Source organism: Arthrobacter sp. 10N44_2, from assembly GCF_056394385.1.
Genome location: NZ_JBFTHT010000022.1, coordinates 18614 through 34767, shown reverse-complemented (window position 1 = coordinate 34767; position 16154 = coordinate 18614). Strand labels below are relative to the sequence as shown.

Annotated in this window: 10 protein-coding genes; 5 read left to right on the top strand and 5 right to left on the bottom strand. The window is 70.1% G+C overall.

The genetic code is table 11. The features are described from left to right. Positions 1–115: 115 nt before the first annotated feature. Positions 116–454: a P-II family nitrogen regulator gene (locus AC1DBX_RS18625; RefSeq protein ID WP_028276847.1), complete on the bottom strand. Its 339-nt coding sequence runs from the start codon at positions 452–454 to the stop codon at positions 116–118. Further along, positions 451–1833 carry an ammonium transporter gene (locus AC1DBX_RS18620; RefSeq protein WP_243177164.1) on the bottom strand — a complete coding sequence of 461 codons (1383 nt, stop codon included), beginning with the start codon at positions 1831–1833 and terminating at the stop codon, positions 451–453. Before AC1DBX_RS18620 ends, AC1DBX_RS18625 begins: the two co-directional genes overlap by 4 nt. 251 nt (positions 1834–2084) lie before the next feature. On the opposite strand from AC1DBX_RS18620, the gene AC1DBX_RS18615 reads away from it, so the two are divergent. Both AC1DBX_RS18615 and AC1DBX_RS18610 read left to right on the top strand, forming a co-directional pair. After that, positions 2085–3335, top strand: coding sequence for an MFS transporter (locus AC1DBX_RS18615; protein ID WP_476932433.1), 1251 nt, complete (start codon positions 2085–2087; stop codon positions 3333–3335). Between the two features lie 161 nt (positions 3336–3496). Next, entirely contained in the window at positions 3497–5203 is a 1707-nt protein-coding gene (locus AC1DBX_RS18610) for a hypothetical protein (protein WP_476932432.1), read from the top strand. Between the two features lie 78 nt (positions 5204–5281). Here the strand turns inward: AC1DBX_RS18610 and ftsY are convergent, their stop codons facing one another. Both ftsY and smc read right to left on the bottom strand, forming a co-directional pair. Next, positions 5282–6493: a signal recognition particle-docking protein FtsY gene (ftsY, locus tag AC1DBX_RS18605; protein WP_476932431.1), complete on the bottom strand. Its 1212-nt coding sequence runs from the start codon at positions 6491–6493 to the stop codon at positions 5282–5284. An 88-nt stretch (positions 6494–6581) separates the two neighbouring features. Further along, positions 6582–10226, bottom strand: coding sequence for a chromosome segregation protein SMC (smc, locus tag AC1DBX_RS18600; protein ID WP_476932430.1), 3645 nt, complete (start codon positions 10224–10226; stop codon positions 6582–6584). 262 nt (positions 10227–10488) lie between these two features. Between smc and AC1DBX_RS18595 the strand changes: the two genes are divergently transcribed. From AC1DBX_RS18595 to AC1DBX_RS18585, 3 genes are read left to right on the top strand one after another with little or no spacing between them, the layout of a single operon-like run. Beyond that, a complete protein-coding gene (locus AC1DBX_RS18595; protein WP_476860310.1) occupies positions 10489–11511 on the top strand; it encodes a 3-oxoacyl-ACP synthase III in 1023 nt (340 codons plus the stop codon). Continuing rightward, on the top strand, positions 11505–14204 hold the full coding sequence (locus tag AC1DBX_RS18590) for an alpha/beta fold hydrolase (RefSeq protein WP_476932429.1): 2700 nt from the start codon (positions 11505–11507) through the stop codon (positions 14202–14204). The genes AC1DBX_RS18595 and AC1DBX_RS18590 overlap by 7 nt, the downstream gene beginning before the upstream one ends. Next, positions 14201–15238: an NAD-dependent epimerase/dehydratase family protein gene (locus AC1DBX_RS18585; protein WP_476932428.1), complete on the top strand. Its 1038-nt coding sequence runs from the start codon at positions 14201–14203 to the stop codon at positions 15236–15238. The genes AC1DBX_RS18590 and AC1DBX_RS18585 overlap by 4 nt, the downstream gene beginning before the upstream one ends. Here the strand turns inward: AC1DBX_RS18585 and mutM are convergent. Next, positions 15174–16145, bottom strand: a complete 972-nt coding sequence (mutM, locus tag AC1DBX_RS18580; RefSeq protein WP_476932427.1) for a bifunctional DNA-formamidopyrimidine glycosylase/DNA-(apurinic or apyrimidinic site) lyase — start codon at positions 16143–16145, stop codon at positions 15174–15176. The genes AC1DBX_RS18585 and mutM overlap by 65 nt on opposite strands. Positions 16146–16154 lie beyond the last annotated feature (9 nt).

Genomic DNA, 16154 nt, shown 5'->3' with positions numbered 1-16154 from the left:
GACACAAGCAGCAACGACACAGCGGGCCGGATACCTTCTCAGGTATCCGGCCCGCTGTGTCAGTGCCGTGTCAACGCCCTGCCTGTCTCCCGTTCCGGGAGTGGAGCGGGGGCAGCTAGATCGCTGCCGAACCACGCTCTCCGGTACGGACCCTGACAGCCTCGAACACATCCATCGTCCAGACTTTGCCGTCGCCGGCCCGGCCGGTGTTGGAACTGGCGATGATGACATCCAGGATGTCGTCCGCCTGTTCGTCGGTGGCCAGGACTTCCACCCGGATCTTGGGCAGCAGGTCCACGTTGTACTCGGCCCCGCGGTACACCTCGGTGTAGCCGCGCTGCCGGCCGTAGCCGCTGGCTGCGCTGACCGTGAGGCCCTGCACACCGTAGGCTTCCAGGCCTTCGCGAATAGCCTCAAGCTTTTCCGGTCGGACGATTGCCGTGATCAGTTTCATGCCCCCACACTTTCCTTGCCCGTTGCGTTCTGCTTGCCGTTGGACGCGGCGTCCACCGGCACTTCGGCGGCTGTGCCTTCCTCCTGCGGCTCGCCGCCCATCGGCTTGCCCGTGATCAGTTCGTGCAGCGGCTGGAAGCTGCCGCCGTGCCCGCCGACGCCGAACTCGTAGGCGGTCTCTGCGTGCAGGCTCAGGTCCACACCGACAACTTCCTGTTCCTGGGAAACCCGGAAGCCCATGAGCTTGTGGATCGGGAAGGCAATGATGAAGGTCATCACGGCGGTGAAGACGATGGCCATCATTGCCGCGAGGGTCTGGGCGACCAGCTGCGTGGTGCCGCCGCCGTAGAACAGGCCCGCGGCGCCCTGGGTCGGGGTGGCCAGGAAGCCGATTGCGACCGTGCCGACAACACCGGAGACGAGGTGTACGCCGACGACGTCGAGCGAGTCGTCGTAGCCGAACTTGAACTTCAGGCCGACGGCGAGCGCCGAAGCCACACCGGCAACGACGCCGAGGGCGATCGCACCCAGCGGGGAGACGTTGGCGCAGGCCGGGGTGATGGCGACCAGGCCGGCGACCACGCCGGACGCGGCACCGAGGGAGGTCGGGTGACCGTCGCGGAAGCGCTCCACGGCGAGCCAGCCGAGCATGGCTGCGGCCGGGGCGGCCAGGGTGTTGATCCAGATCAGGCCGGCCTGCTCCACAGTGGCAGCGGCACCGGCGTTGAAGCCGAACCAGCCGAACCACAGGATTGCGGCACCGAGCATGACGAACGGAATGTTGTGCGGGCGGTGGTTCGGGTCCTTGCCGAAGCCCTTGCGGTTACCGATGATCAGGACCAGAATCAGGCCCGCGACGCCGGCGTTGATGTGGACCACGGTGCCGCCGGCGAAGTCGATGACCGGCGCGAACGTCTGGCCGAACCAGCCATTCGCGGAGAAGAGTCCGCCGCCCCAGACCATGAAGGCCATCGGCGCGTAGACCAGGGTGGCCCAGATGGGGGTGAAGACCACCCATGCGGAGAACTTGGCGCGGTCGGCGACCGCACCGGAGATCAGGGCCACCGTGATGATCGCGAACGTGGCCGCGTAGCCGACCTTGAGCAGGTCGGCCGGTTCGGTGAAGTTGTGCAGGCCGAAGTGGCTGAACGGGTTGGCGAAGATCTGGTAGAAGTTGTCTTCGTTGGTCGTAGCCATCGAAGCGCCCCACAGGATCCACATGATGCCGACGGTTCCAATGGCGACGAAGCTCATCATCATCATGTTCAAAGCCGACTTGGCGCGGGTCATGCCGCCGTAGAAGAATGCCAGGCCCGGGGTCATGAACAGCACGAGTGCCGCGGCGACCAGGAGCCAAACGAGACCTGCGGTGAGTTCCATGGTCTACGTCCTCTCTTGCTATTAGGTGCGGAGTAGTCCGCCGGTCCCAACGCATTTATTTGCGTTCTAGAAAGAGTTTCGCGGGGCCGTGTTTCGCTGGCGGAGGATTTACATTGCCGGGTTGTTACAAGAACCTCCCGGACGTAAATGGTGCATCTCACACTTGTTACGGTTATGTTTCAGCGGATTATTCCCGCACTTGTTGGACCCGCCGCCAGCCGGCACCGCATCTTCCCAAGGACGAACGCATTATGAGCAAGACCTCCCGCCCCGCCGGCGACGCCGCAGCCGAGGTGCCCTCCCGGGCCCCGGGCCATTCCCGGCTGCCCCGGGACATCAAGGTGATGCTGGTGGCGGCCTTCCTGATTGCGATCGGCTTCGGCCTCGTGGCACCGGTTCTGCCCCAGTTCGCCACCACGTTCGACGTCGGGGCGACCGCCGCGGCCGTGATCGTGAGCATCTTCGCTTTCATGCGGCTCGTCTTCGCACCGGCCGCGGGCACCCTGATCGTGAAGCTGGGCGAACGGCCGGTCTATGTGGCCGGGCTGCTGATCGTCGCGGTGTCCACGGCCGCCTGCGCCTTCGCCCAGAATTACTGGCAGCTGCTGGTCTTCCGCGGCCTCGGCGGGGCTGGCTCGGTGATGTTCACGGTGGCGTCCATGGCGCTCGTGGTCCGCCTCGCGCCGCCGGAAAGCCGCGGCCGGGTCTCCGGGGCCTATGCCTCCGCCTTCCTGATCGGCAACGTCTGCGGCCCCATCGTCGGCGGGATGCTCGCCAGCTTCGGCTTGCGGGTGCCGTTCCTGGCCTACGCGGGGGCCCTGGTGCTGGCCGCCGTCGTGGTGCAGACCCAGCTCAGCCATGTCCCCGCCGCCTCGCGGCAGCCCGGCGCCACGGCCCCTGCGATGGAACTGCGGGACGCGCTGCGGGACAGCGCCTACCGGGCCGGCCTGTTTTCGAGCTTTGCCAACGGCTGGGCCACCTTCGGGGTTCGGATGGCCACAGTGCCGCTCTTCGCCGTCGTTGCGCTCGGCGCCGGTCCGGAATCGGCCGGCTGGGCGCTGGCGGTGTTTGCCGGCGGCAACGCGGTGGCGCTGACGTTTTCCGGCCGGCTCGCGGACAGCCTCGGCCGCAAGCCGCTCCTGCTGGCCGGGCTGCTGGTCACCGGCACCGCCACGGCGGCCATCGGCTTCACCCACCAGCTGCCCTGGTTCCTGCTCGCCTCCGCCTGCGCCGGGATCGGCTCCGGGCTGCTCGGACCGGCCCAGCAGGCCGCCATCGCCGACGTGATCGGCAACGAGCGCTCGGGCGGCCGCGTCCTGGCCGTCTTCCAGATGGCTTCCGACAGCGGCGCAATTGTCGGACCGGTGGTGGCCGGGCTGCTGGCGGACCGGCTGGGCTACGGCTGGGCCTTTGGGGTCACTGGCGGCATCCTGTTGGCCGCCGCCGCAGTGTGGTTGCCGGCCCGCGAAACGTTCCGCCGGCCGGCCCCGGACCGCGCCTGACCTGCGGCGTTGCCGCCGCTGGTCCGCTCCGGGCGGCGCCTCCGCCGGGATCTTGTCCGGGACCGTGCACGGGACGTTGTCCAGGGCCTTCCGGTCAGCGGCGGCCTTCGCCCTTGGCTAAGCTGGGGGCACGTGCCACAAACTTCCGGAGGTAATCCCCCATGGCCAAATTCGACTCTTCCCCCGGGAAAGCCGAAAGCCCCGACCCCGCCCAACCCGCAAACCCCGGTAAGAGTGCGGGCACAAGCGCGGGAAACAGGAAGCGCGCAGGGCTGATCGCCGGCGCCGGAATTATCGCCGTCGCCGCAGCAGTACTGGTTCCCCTCGCCCTCGGAAACCCGACGCCGGCCCCGCCGGCCGCTTCTTCCCCGGCCCAGTCGGCACCGGCGCTCGCCCCTGCCGAGGTGGGCCCGACCGTCACCTATTACGCGCAGCCGGGTCCGCCGGCCGGGTCGCCGCTGGAAAAGGTTGAGCCCCTCAAGGTCGATGTCTCCAGCGACCTCGTGGGCACTTCCCTGAACAAGGGCATGGCGGGAATTTCCCTGGAGGCCACGGATCTGGCCGATCCCGACCTCAGCAGCGACAACGCGTCGATGGTCAAGCTGCTCAAGGAGATCGACCAGCCGGTCCTGCGTTTCGGCGGCAACGCCGTGGACCGGCGTTTCTTCTGGACCTCCACCGGCGAGGCCGTCCCCGCCGACTACAAGGGTGACAAGACGCACCCGGTCAAGGCCGTGGGCCCGGCAGACCTGGTCCGGCTCAAGACCCTGCTGGACGCCGGCGACGCCAGGGTCAGCCTCACAGTGGATCTGGGCCACTACAACCCGGCGCGGGCTGCGGACATGGCCAAAAACGCCTCGGCGATCCTCGGCGACCGGCTGCTGAGCATCACTGTGGGCAATGAGCCCAACGGCTTCGTGTTCAACGATGTGAAGTCCGGCAGCGGCTACAGCCTGGATCAGTACATTCGGGAATTGAAGGACTACGCCAACGCGATCTATGCAGTGGCGCCGAACGTGCCCATCTCCGGCCCGGGCGCCTACGACCAGAAGTGGTGGCAGCCGTTCGTCGATGCGGACCTCCCGCAGAAGAAGATCCTGACGTTCCACCACTACCCGCTCTCCAACTGTGACGGCAGCTTGCCCCAGGACTCGCCTACCTTGGCAAACGCGATGAGCCGAACGATGCACGACCGTGGCGTCAACTACCAGAAGGCGGCCCTCGCGGTGGGTCAGGCCGCCGGCCTGGAAACCTGGATTCCGGAAACCGGGATCTCGGCGTGCCCCGGTTCCAATGAGACCTCCCGCACCCACGCATCTGCGCTCTGGGCGGCAGACTATGCCCTCACCGCCGCCCAGCTGGGCATCACCCGAATCGGCTTCCACAGCTCGCTGCTGACCTGCAAGGGCGGCCCGCCCCTGTCCGCCATCTGCAGCGCCGGGGCCTACCCGTTCGGCAACGGCCAGATGTCCGGCCGGGCCAACTTCTTCGGCATCTCCATGGTGGCCGAGCTCGAGGCCGGCAAGTTCATGAAAGTGAACAGCGCCGGAGGCGGCCCGGCGTTCAGCTACGCGCTGCAGAACGCCGACGGCAGCACCAGCGTGGTGATCATCAACGAAAACGACCCCGAAAAGGCCGCGCAGACTTCCGTCACCCTGAACCTTCCGGGCAAACCGGTCACCGGGACCATGACCCAGCTCAGCGGACCCAGCTACGCAGCCGAGGACCAGACCGTGATCGATGGCGCCAAGGCCGAGCCCACGCCCCTCGCCAAGCGCGCCACGGTGCCCGGCTTCGCGTACAAGTCCCAGACGCAGCAGTTCAAGCTGACGGCCGGCACAGTGACGGTCCTGAACTTCAAGTACTAGCCACTTGAACAAAGAGTGCCCCGGTTCCGTCTGAACTCACCAGACAGGACCGGGGCACTCTTTTTGTTGCGGTGCGGGCTAGTTCAGCAGCGCATCCACGAAGCCTTCAGCGTCGAACGGCGCGAGGTCGTCGGCGCCTTCGCCCAGGCCGATCAGCTTCACCGGGACTCCGAGGGATTTCTGGATGGCGACGACGATCCCGCCCTTGGCGGTGCCGTCCAGCTTGGTCAGGACGATCCCGGTGATGTTCACGACCTCGGAGAACACCCGGGCCTGGTTGAGTCCGTTCTGGCCGGTGGTGGCGTCCAGGACCAGCAGCACCTCGTCCACCTCGGCCAGCTTTTCGATGACCCGCTTGACCTTGCTGAGCTCGTCCATGAGGCCCACCTTGTTCTGCAGGCGCCCCGCGGTGTCGATCATGACGACGTCGACTTCCTGGTCGATGCCGGCCTTGACGGCCTCGTAGGCCACCGAGGCCGGGTCCGCGCCGTCGATGTCCGACTTCACGGTGGGCACGCCGACGCGCTGGCCCCACGTGGCCAGCTGCTCGGCGGCGGCGGCGCGGAAGGTGTCCGCCGCGCCCAGCAGCACGTCCTTGTCCTCGGCCACGAGGACTCGGGCCAGCTTGCCCACGGTGGTGGTCTTGCCAACGCCGTTGACGCCGACAACCATCATGACGGCGGGCTTGTCGCCGTGGCGCTCGACGTTCAGGCTCCGGTCCATGGTCGGATCCACGAGCTTGATGAGTTCCTCCCGGAGCAGGGCCTTGACGTGCTCAGGGTCCCGCGTGCCCATCACCTTGACGCGTTCGCGGAGTGAGTCCACGAGCTGCATGGTCGGTTCGGTGCCGAGATCGGCCAGCAGCAGGGTTTCCTCGACCTCATCCCAGACGTCTTCATCGATCTTGTCCGCCGAGAGCAGGGCCAGGAGTCCCTTGCCCAGGATGTTGTTGGACTTGACGAGCCGCTCGCGCAGCCGCATCAGCCGCCCGGCCACCGGCAGCGGCGTTTCGACCGGGACGGTTTCCAGCCCGGCTGCGTCGTCCGGAACTTCGAGGGTTGGTTCTTCGATTTCGACGCCGTCCGGCGAGGTCCGTGCCGGTGCCGGCGCCTGCGCGGGACGGTCCTCCACAAGGGTTCCGGCTCCCGGGGCCTGCACGGGGTCGTTCGCGTCACGCGGGCCGGTGTAGGTCTTGGCGCTCTTCCGGGTCTTCATGAGCACCGGGATCAGCACACCGAGGACCACCAGGACAGCGAAAATGGGCAGAATGATGGGGAGGATATCGTTCACTCCCCTAGCTTCTCACAAACCCCAAATGGGCCGTGGCCAGCGCTTTTGTTGCGCGCGGGCGCCGTCGTGCCGGGACCTGGACGTTTGCCTAGATCTCCGCACTGAGCCGCTGGCTGATCACCGTGGAGACGCCGTCGCCGCGCATTGTGACGCCATAGAGGGCGTCGGCGACTTCCATGGTGCGTTTCTGGTGCGTGATGACGATCAGCTGGCTGGATTCGCGGAGTTCTTCGAAGATGGTGATGAGGCGGCCCAGGTTGGTGTCATCGAGCGCGGCCTCGACCTCGTCCATGACGTAGAAGGGCGAGGGCCGTGCCTTGAAGATGGCCACCAGCAGCGCCACGGCCGTCAGGGAGCGTTCGCCGCCGGAAAGCAGCGAGAGCCGCTTGATTTTCTTGCCGGCCGGGCGGGCTTCGACTTCGATGCCGGTGGTGAGCATGTCGGTGGGGTCGGTCAGGACCAGCCGGCCCTCGCCGCCGGGGAACAGCCGGGCGAAGACGCGGACGAACTGCCGGGAGGTGTCCTCGAAGGCCTCGCCGAAGACCTTCTGGACGCGGTCGTCGACTTCCTTGATGATGTCCAGCAGGTCTTTGCGGCTGGACTTCAGGTCTTCGAGCTGGGTGCTGAGGAACTGGTGGCGCTCCTCAAGCGCGGCGAACTCCTCGAGCGCCAGCGGGTTGACCTTCCCCAGGGCCGCGAGGTCGCGTTCGGCGCGTTTGAGCCGTTTTTCCTGTTCCGCACGGACGAAGGGCTTGCCTTCGGAAATCTCGCGTCCGTCCTCGTCCACCGGGGCGCGCAATGCGGCCCATTTGTCCGCCGAGTCGCCGGCAGGGACCGGGACAGGCAGGTCCGGTCCGTAGTCGGCCACGAGCTGTCCGGCAGTCAGCCCGAGCTCCTCCACGCTCTTCAGTTCCAGCGCCTCGATCCGCAGCCGCTGCTGCGTGCGGGCGAGCTCGTCGCGGTGCACGGAGTCGGTGAGTTCGGCCAGTTCGCGGGCCAGCGCGTCGTTGCCGCTGCGGACCCCGGCCAGTTCAAGGTCCATGGCGTCCCTGCGTTCCTCGGCGCTGTCCCGCTCGCGGCGGGCCAGTTCCACGGACACGTCGATGAATCCGATGACCTGCTGCACGGCGCCGGCGGCGGCGGCGGCGCGCCGGGCCTGGAGCCGGCGGCGGCGGGCCCGTTCCGCGGCTTCCTCGCGGGCGCGGCGTTCGGTGGCGGCGGCCCGTTCCAGCGACGCCGCCCGGTTGCGGGTGGCCGTGAGCTGTTCCTCGGCGCTGCGCAGGGCGAGCCTGGCCTCCATCTCGGCCGTGCGGGCCAGCGAGGCGGCCAGGGCCAGGGCATCCCGGTGCTCCGGGGAAGGTTCCTGCTCCGCGGGGGCCTCTGAGGCCGCGGCGAGCCGGGCCGCCACCGCTTCCAGCGCACCTTGTTCGCTGACAATCTGGGCCTCAGCCCTGGCCAGGGACGCGGCCAGCCGCTCACTTTCGGCGACGGCGCTGCGCAGCACCGCGTTCAGGTGGCCCAGGCGTTCGGCGACGGCCGCGAGTTTCGCGTCGGAATCGTGGAGTTTCGCGAGGGCCGCGTCGGCACGGTCCTGAGCTTCGGCGCGCCGGGTCCGGGCGGTGGAGAGTGCGAAGCGGTTGCGTTCGAGCGCGGCGGTGACGGCGGCCAGCTTCGACGCGGCGTCGTCGACGGCGGCCTGGACTTCCAGCAGCGACGGCGCCGACGCGGACCCGCCGGTCACGGTCAGCGCCGTGAAGACGTCCCCGGTCCGGGTCACGGCGGTCAGCTCGGGACGCGCGGCGATCAGCTGCGCTGCGGCATCCAGGTCCTCGACGACGGCGACGCCGGCCAGCAGGGCGGGCAGCGGCAGGCCGGCGGCGTCCGGTGCCGCAGCCGACACAAGATCCACCAGATCCACAGCCCAGCGCGCGCCCGCGGGAAGCGTGCTGCCGCCGGTTAATGCATCGGCCGTCAGCGCATCGGCCACCGGCGGCGGGGACCCGGCCGGGGGGCCGGCCAGCAGCAGCGCGGCACGGCCGGCGTCGTCCGCGCGCAGCAGCCGCACGGCAGCGGCGGCCGTCTGCTGGTCCCGGACCACCACGGCGTCGGACGCGCTGCCGAGTGCGGCGGCGACGGCGGCCTCGAATCCGGGATCCACGGTGATCATGGATGCCAGCGATCCCAGGACCCCGTCGGCCAGGTCCCCGGCTGTGGCGCCGAGCACGTGCCCGGAGCCGTCTTTGCGGTTCAGGCCCAGCTGGAGGGCATCGCGGCGGGCCATAAGGGCGCCGCGTTCCCGCTCGCCTTCACGCTCGGCCGCCTTCAGGGCGACAATTTCGGCGATGATGGTTTCGAGGGCCTCGCTCGCGGCCTCGTAATCGGCGTCGAGCGATTCCTCGCCGTCCTCGACCCCTGCGACCTGCGCTTCCAGGGCCGTGAACTCGCTGTGCGCCTGCCGGCGGCGCTCCTCGCCGGCCTTTTGCGATTCGCGGAGGCGGCCGAGCTCGGACTGGGCAGACTCGACGCGGGACCGTGCCGCGCCGACCTGCCCGGCGAGCTTGGCCAGGCCTTCACGCCGGTCCGCGGCGGCCCGGAGCAGGGCCGCGAGCCGCTTGTCCTCGGCGGCGGCGGCCTGTTCGGCGTCGTGTTTGGCGGCTGTCGCGGTGTCCAGGGCCTCGGTGCGGTCCAGGATCTGCCGTTCCAGCCCGGACTGCTCGTCGCGGACGCGGGCGGCCTGCTGCTCCAGCTGGTCAGGGTCCCGGCCGGTGTCCGGAACCACGTCCGCGGCGCCGAGCAGGCGGCGGCGTTCCTCGGCGAGCGAACCGAGGGAACGGAGCCGTTCGCGCCCGGTGGAAAGCGAATACCAGTTCTCCCGCGCGGCGTTCAGCGCGGGCGTGGCCTCGGCTGCGAGCCCCTCGAGGACGGCCTGGCGCTGCCGCCCCGCCTCGAGGTCGCGTTCGACGACGGCGCGGCGTGCCTTGAGCGCCGATTCATCCGCCACGTCCTGCGCCAGCGCGGACTGCAGCGCAACGAGGTCGTCGGCCAGGAGCCGTGAGCGGGCGTCACGGACCTCGAACTGGACGCTCTGGGCGCGCCGGGCCACCTCGGCCTGTTTGCCCAGCGGGGTCAGCTGCCGCCGGATTTCGCCGGTGAGGTCGCTGAGCCGGGACAAATTGGCCTGCATGGCTTCGAGTTTGCGGACCGTCTTTTCCTTGCGGCGGCGGTGTTTGAGGATGCCGGCGGCCTCCTCAATGAAGCCGCGCCGGTCCTCGGGGGTGGCGTGCAGGACCTTGTCCAGCTGGCCCTGGCCGACAATCACGTGCATCTCGCGGCCCAGGCCCGAGTCGGAGAGCAGCTCCTGGATATCGAGCAGCCGGCATCCCGCGCCGTTGATGGCGTATTCCGAGCCGCCGGTCCGGAACAGCGTGCGCGAGATCGTGACCTCGCTGTATTCGATCGGGAGGGCGCCGTCGCTGTTATCGATGGTCAGCGAGACGTGCGCCCTCCCCAGGGGCGGCCGGCCCGAGGTGCCGGCGAAGATCACGTCTTCCATCTTGCCGCCGCGGAGGGTCTTGGCTCCCTGTTCGCCCATGACCCACGCCAGCGCGTCCACCACGTTGGATTTGCCCGAGCCGTTGGGGCCCACCACGGCGGTGACGCCCGGTTCGAATTCAAAGGTCGTCGCCGAGGCGAACGACTTGAATCCCCGGACGGTCAAACTTTTCAGGTGCAAGGCGCTTCGGTTCTCCTGGTCGGCGGACTGGTCCGCTGTCCGACGAAAGCATGATTCGGACGGACACGGGGGTTCCGGGGCGGCCCCGGATACTTACAATCTACTGCGCATCTGCGGCCATTCCGCGCAGAACCAGCGCGAAGCCGCCGCAGATGGCTGAGGCCGCATATGCGGGAATTGACCTGCACGGGGCATAGTTAAGCTCTCGGGCTTGTGAGCGGCCACCGCCGGAGCGCAGGACGGACATGAAGAGGGGCTTGAATTGGTAGGCAATGCAACATTCCGGCACAGCAACACCGCTCTACTTTCGGTAAGCAGCGTCGAAGCTCCGACGATCATCAGTTCCATGGATTTCGACCGCAGGCTGGCTTCGACCCTGCGGCGGCTGAGGGTCCCCCCGAAGCTGCTCGAACGGGTCGCAGGCATCACACACCGGCGCTGGTGGGCCCCCGGGACATCGTTCGACGACGCAGCCATCGAGGCGGGCGCAAAGGCCCTGGCCGAGTCCGGCATCGAAGCGTCCGAGATTGGCCTGCTGATCAACACCTCCGTGACGCGGCGCAACCTCGAACCGTCCGTCGCGGTGAAGATCCACCACGGACTGCGCCTGCCTTCGTCGGCCATGAACTTTGATCTGGCCAACGCCTGCCTTGGATTCGTCAACGGCATGACGCTGGCGGCCAACATGATCGACTCCGGCCAGATCAAGTACGCGATGATCGTCAACGGTGAAGACGCCCAGCCAACGCAGGAGGCCACCCTGGCCCGGCTGCAGCGGCCCGAGACGACCCGCGAGGACTTCAACCGCGAGTTCGCCACACTGACGCTCGGCTCCGGAGCCGCTGCGGCCGTCCTGGGCCCGGCGGACGAGCACCCCGGGGCGCACCGGGTCCTCGGCGGCGTGATGCGTGCCGGAACCGAGCACCATGAACTGTGCGTGGGCAGCATTGACGGCATGGCCACCGACACCAAAGGCCTGCTCGACGGCGGCCTGCAGCTCGTGGTCGATGCCTGGCACGAGGCCCAGCCGGAGTGGGACTGGGCCTCGATGGACCGGTACGTCACGCACCAGGTGAGCAATGCCTATACCCAGGCCATCATCAACGCCATTGACCTGGACCCGGACAAGGTGCCGATCACGTTCCCGCATTGGGGCAATGTGGGCCCGGCCTCCCTCCCCATGACCCTCGCGGCCGAAGCGCAGACTCTCGCCGCCGGGGACCGCGTGCTGTGCATGGGCGTCGGTTCCGGCCTGAACACCGCCATGGTGGAAATCGTTTGGTAACCGCCGACTGGCCCGGCGTCGACCCCGAATGGTCGCGCGAGATCGATGTGGCGTCCACCTCCGCCGCGGATGAGCCCGGCACCGTGCGCCGCTGGCACCTGCTGGACAACGGTGCCCAGCTCGCGCGCCGCGGCCTGACTCCTGCCGGCACCCTGCTGTGCGTGCACGGCAACCCGACGTGGTCCTACCTGTGGCGGACCCTGCTGGCCGCCGGATCCGACCCCGCACATCCGTGGCGCGTGGTGGCCGTGGACCAGCTGGACATGGGCTTCTCCGAGCGCACCGGCACGTTCCGGCGCCTGGAGGACCGGATCAACGACCTGGGCGACCTCACCGCGGCGCTCGGCCTGGATGGGCCGGTCGTCACCGTCGGCCACGACTGGGGCGGCGTGATCAGCCTGGGCTGGGCCGTGGCCCATCCGCAGCAGCTCGCCGGCGTGGTGCTGACCAACACGGCCGTGCACCAGCCCTCCGGCACCCGTATACCGCCTGCGCTGCGGCTTGCCTTGCACCCTGCCGTGCACCGCTGGGGAACGACGGGGACGGACAGCTTCCTGCGCGTGACGCATGCCCTGGCCCGCCCGCCGCTCACCGCGGATGTCCGTGGCGCTTTCATGGCCCCCTATCGCGGCGCCGGCCGACGCGCCGGCGTGGGGAACTTTGTCGCGGACATTCCCGCCGACGCGTCCCATCCCAGCTTTCCGACGCTCAGCCGCGTCGCGGAAGGGGTGCGCGGGCTGGGGGTTCCGGCCCTGATGCTCTGGGGCCCGCGCGATCCGATCTTTTCCGACCGGTACCTCAAGGACCTCATCGGCCGGCTGCCGGACGCGAAAGTTCACCGCTTCGAGGGTGCCGGCCACCTGGTCGCGGAAGACCGGGACATCGCCGCGCCCGTCTTCGAGTGGCTGGCCGAGTGCGGGCCGGACAGCGGGCCGGCCGACGGCCCGGCCGACGACTCGATGCTGGAATTCGGGGCCGGGCCCCTGGAGCCCGGCGCCGGGGTCCCGCCCCTTTGGGCGCCCCTCGCCGAGCTGGCGGCGGGACCGGCGGCCGGGGATACCGCCGTCGCGGAAATGGCCAGGGACGGCAGCGTCGCCCGTTCGCTCAGCTGGCAGGAGCTCGAACAGAACATCGCCGCCCTCGCGGCGGGCCTGCAGGACGCCGGTGTAGGGAACGGCACCCGGGTGAGCCTGATGGTTCCGCCGGGCGTGGATCTGACCGTGGTCCTCTACGCCTGCCTGCGGCTCGGCGCGGTGGTCATCGTGGCCGACGCCGGCCTGGGCACCCGCGGCCTGAGCCGTGCGGTGAAGGGCGCCACCCCGGACTTCTTCATCGGAATCGACAAGGCCCTGGCGGCCGCCTCGGTACTTGGCTGGCCGGGGCGGCGCATCAGTGTGCGGGACCTGCCGGCCCGCCGCCACCGGCTCCTCGCCGTCGAGACCTCCCTCGCTGCCCTTGCCCGCCGCGGAGCCGGCCTCAGCCCCGGACTCCCCCGCCCGGGCACGGCCCCGGTTCCGGACCCGGACGCCCCCGCCGCGGTGCTGTTCACCTCCGGTTCCACCGGGCCCGCCAAGGGCGTGGTCTACACGCACCGGCGGCTGGCAGCGATGCGCGATGCCGTGGCCGCGACGCTGGGGATCCGCCCGGGCGCACGCCTGGTGGCGGGCTTCGCGCCGTTCGCCCTGCTGGGACCGGCGCTCGGAGCCGTTTCAGTGACGCCCGCCATGGACGTCACCGCCCCCCGCACCCTGACGGCCAGCGCGCTGGCGCACGCCGCAGCAGCCATCGACGCCACGGTGGTCTTCGCCTCGCCCGCGGCGCTGCGCAACGTCCTGGCCACCCGGGCCGGCCTGAGCCGGGCCGGACACGAGGCGCTGGGGCGCGTTGAGCTGCTGCTCTCCGCCGGCGCGCCGGTCCCTGAATCCCTCCTCGCAGAGGTGCAGCGGCTGCTGCCGCGCGCCTCGCTGCATACCCCGTACGGGATGACCGAGGCGCTGCCCGTCACGGACATCAGCCTCGAACAGATCCGTGCCGCCGCGGCCGACGCCGCCGCCGGGACCATGGCAGGCGCCGGCAACGGCGTGTGCGTGGGCCGGCCGGTGCAGGGCGCCCGCGTGGCCATCATCCCGCTGGCCGCGGACGGCACCGCACCCGGGAACGAGCCCGTCAGCGAGGCCGGAGTGAGCGGGGAGATCCTCGTCAGCGCCCCGCACGTGAAAGAAGCCTACGACCGGCTCTGGCTGACCCAGTGCGAGAGCGTCCGCACGGCCGGATGGCACCGCACCGGCGACGTGGGGCACCTCGACGCCGCCGGCCGGCTCTGGGTGGAAGGACGCCTCGTGCACGTCGTGACGGCCCCGGGCGCCGTGGTGACGCCGGTGGGCGCCGAGCAGGCCATCGAACGCCTGGACGACGTCGGGATGGCAGCCGTCGTCGGGGTCGGTCCGTCCGGGACCCAGGCTGTCGTCGCCGTCGTCGAAACAGTTCCGCCGGTCCGCCGGGCCGGTCCCGCCGCGCCGCAGCTGGCGGGCCGCGTGCGGGACGCCGCCCGCGCGGCAGGGGTCAGCGTCTCCGCCGTGCTCGCTGTCCCCTCCCAGCCGACCGACGTCCGCCACAACGCCAAGATCGACCGGAGCCGCCTGGCCCGGTGGGCTTCGGCGGTGCTGGCCGGCGGCCGTCCGGGCACGCCATGAGGGTCCTCGTCACCGGCGCGAGCGGACTGCTCGGGCGGGAGGTGGCACGGCTGCTGGTGCGGCAGGGCCACGCCGTCAGCACGTTCCAGCGCCGCCCCTCCGGCGTCGACGGCGCCACGGACCTCCAAGGGTCCGTTGCGGACGAGGCCGCCGTGCGCCGCGCCGTCTCCGGCGCCGAGGGCGTCATCCACCTGGCCGCGAAGGTGTCCTTCACGGGCCGTGCCGCGGAGTTCGACGAGGTCAATGTCGAAGGCACGCGCCGCCTGCTCCGGGCCGCCCGCGAGGCCGGTGTGCGGGAGCTGGTGTTTGTTTCCTCCCCGTCCGTGGCCAATTCCGGGGCCGCCATCGCCGGGCTGGGCGCCGAGGCGGCGGACCCGGCCCGCGCGCACGGTGACTACTCCCGCACGAAGGCCGAGGCCGAACTGCTGGCGCTGGCCGCGGACTCGCCGGGTTTCCGGGTCACGGCGGTGCGCCCGCACATCGTCTGGGGCCCGGGTGACACCCAGCTGGTGGAACGGGTGCTGGAACGTGCCAGCCGCGGCCGCCTGCCGCTGCTCGACGCCGGTGCGGCCCTGATCGACACGACCTACGTGGACAACGCCGCTTCGGCCATCGTCGCCGCGCTTGACCGGATGGAGCACATCCACGGCCGGGCGCTCGTGGTCAGCAACGGCGAACCCCGCCCGGTTGGTGAGCTGCTGGCGGGCATTTGCGCCGCGGGCGGCGTCCCTGCGCCGTCGTGGACGGTGCCGGGCAGTCTCGCGCGGGCTGCGGGATCGGTGGTGGAGAAGGTGTGGTCCCGGTCCGGCCGGGCGGGGGAGCCGCCGATGACCAGATTCCTCGCTGAGCAGCTCTCCACGGCCCACTGGTTCGACCAGCGCGGGACCCGTGAACTCCTCAACTGGGCCCCCGCCGTTTCGCTTGACGAGGGCCTGGTGAGGCTGGCCGGGCACTACGCCCGGACTCCCCCTACCAGCGCCCGTTCCGCGGCCGGGGCTGGCAGACGGGGCAGGTGTACGAGGACCGGTTCATGAACTGTTCCCGCAGGAGCCGGCTGACCCGGCCGGCGGCGGCGCAGCGCTTGCACTCGAGCCCCTCCCGGCCGTAGGCGTTCAGGGAACGGTCGAAGTACCCGGAGGCTCCGTTGACGTTGACGTAGAGCGAATCGAAGCTCGTGCCGCCGGCGGCCAGGGCATCCGTCATGACCGCACGGGCGGCGTCGAGGACCCGCAGCGCATCGGGTCGGCGCAGGGTGTCGGTGGGCCGGGCGTAGTGCAGCCGCGCCGTCCAGAGGGCCTCGTCCGCGTAGATGTTGCCGATCCCCGAGACCAGGCCCTGGTCCAGCAGCGCCCGCTTGAGCCCGGTTTTGCGGGCCCGCAGGCGCCGGTAGAAGGTCTCGAAGGAGAACCAGGGATCCAGCGGGTCGCGGGCAATGTGCGCGGCTTCCTCGGCGATGAGCGGCAGCGGCGTTTCGGCGAGGCCGCCGGGGCCGCCGTCGTCGGTGGGGATCAGCGTGGTCAGGAACAGGCCGCCGAAGATGCGCTGGTCCACGAACCGGAGCTGTTCGGGCATGCCGTCGGCTGGGCTGAGCCGCAGCCTGACCTTCAGGTGTTTTTCGTCCGGAACGCCGGGGTCCTGCATAAGCAGCTGGCCGGACATGCCCAGATGGGCCATGAGCGCGACGGCGGGGGCGGGCCCGCCGGCCGGGGTACCGTTTCCGGGCGGGGCGGGCGTGTCCGCCAGTGGCATCCACAGGAATTTGCCGCGGCGGACCACGTCCAGGACCCGCGCGCCTTCAAGGTTGCCGGCAAAGTCGTCCGGTCCCAGGGCGTGCCGGCGCAGGGAGCGGGGGTCCAGCACCTCGACGGAGGTGATGGTCCGGCCGCGCACCCAGCTCACCAGGCCGCGCCGGACCACCTCGACCTCGGGCAGTTCAGGCAATGCCGCTGC

Excerpts from the sequence above, each read along its gene's own strand:
- AC1DBX_RS18625 (WP_028276847.1), bottom strand. The coding sequence starts at position 454 with ATGAAACTGATCACGGCAATCGTCCGACCGGAAAAGCTTGAGGCTATT.
- AC1DBX_RS18620 (WP_243177164.1), bottom strand. The coding sequence starts at position 1,833 with ATGGAACTCACCGCAGGTCTCGTTTGGCTCCTGGTCGCCGCGGCACTC.
- AC1DBX_RS18585 (WP_476932428.1), top strand. The coding sequence starts at position 14,201 with ATGAGGGTCCTCGTCACCGGCGCGAGCGGACTGCTCGGGCGGGAGGTG.
- AC1DBX_RS18610 (WP_476932432.1), top strand. The coding sequence starts at position 3,497 with ATGGCCAAATTCGACTCTTCCCCCGGGAAAGCCGAAAGCCCCGACCCC.
- AC1DBX_RS18615 (WP_476932433.1), top strand. The coding sequence starts at position 2,085 with ATGAGCAAGACCTCCCGCCCCGCCGGCGACGCCGCAGCCGAGGTGCCC.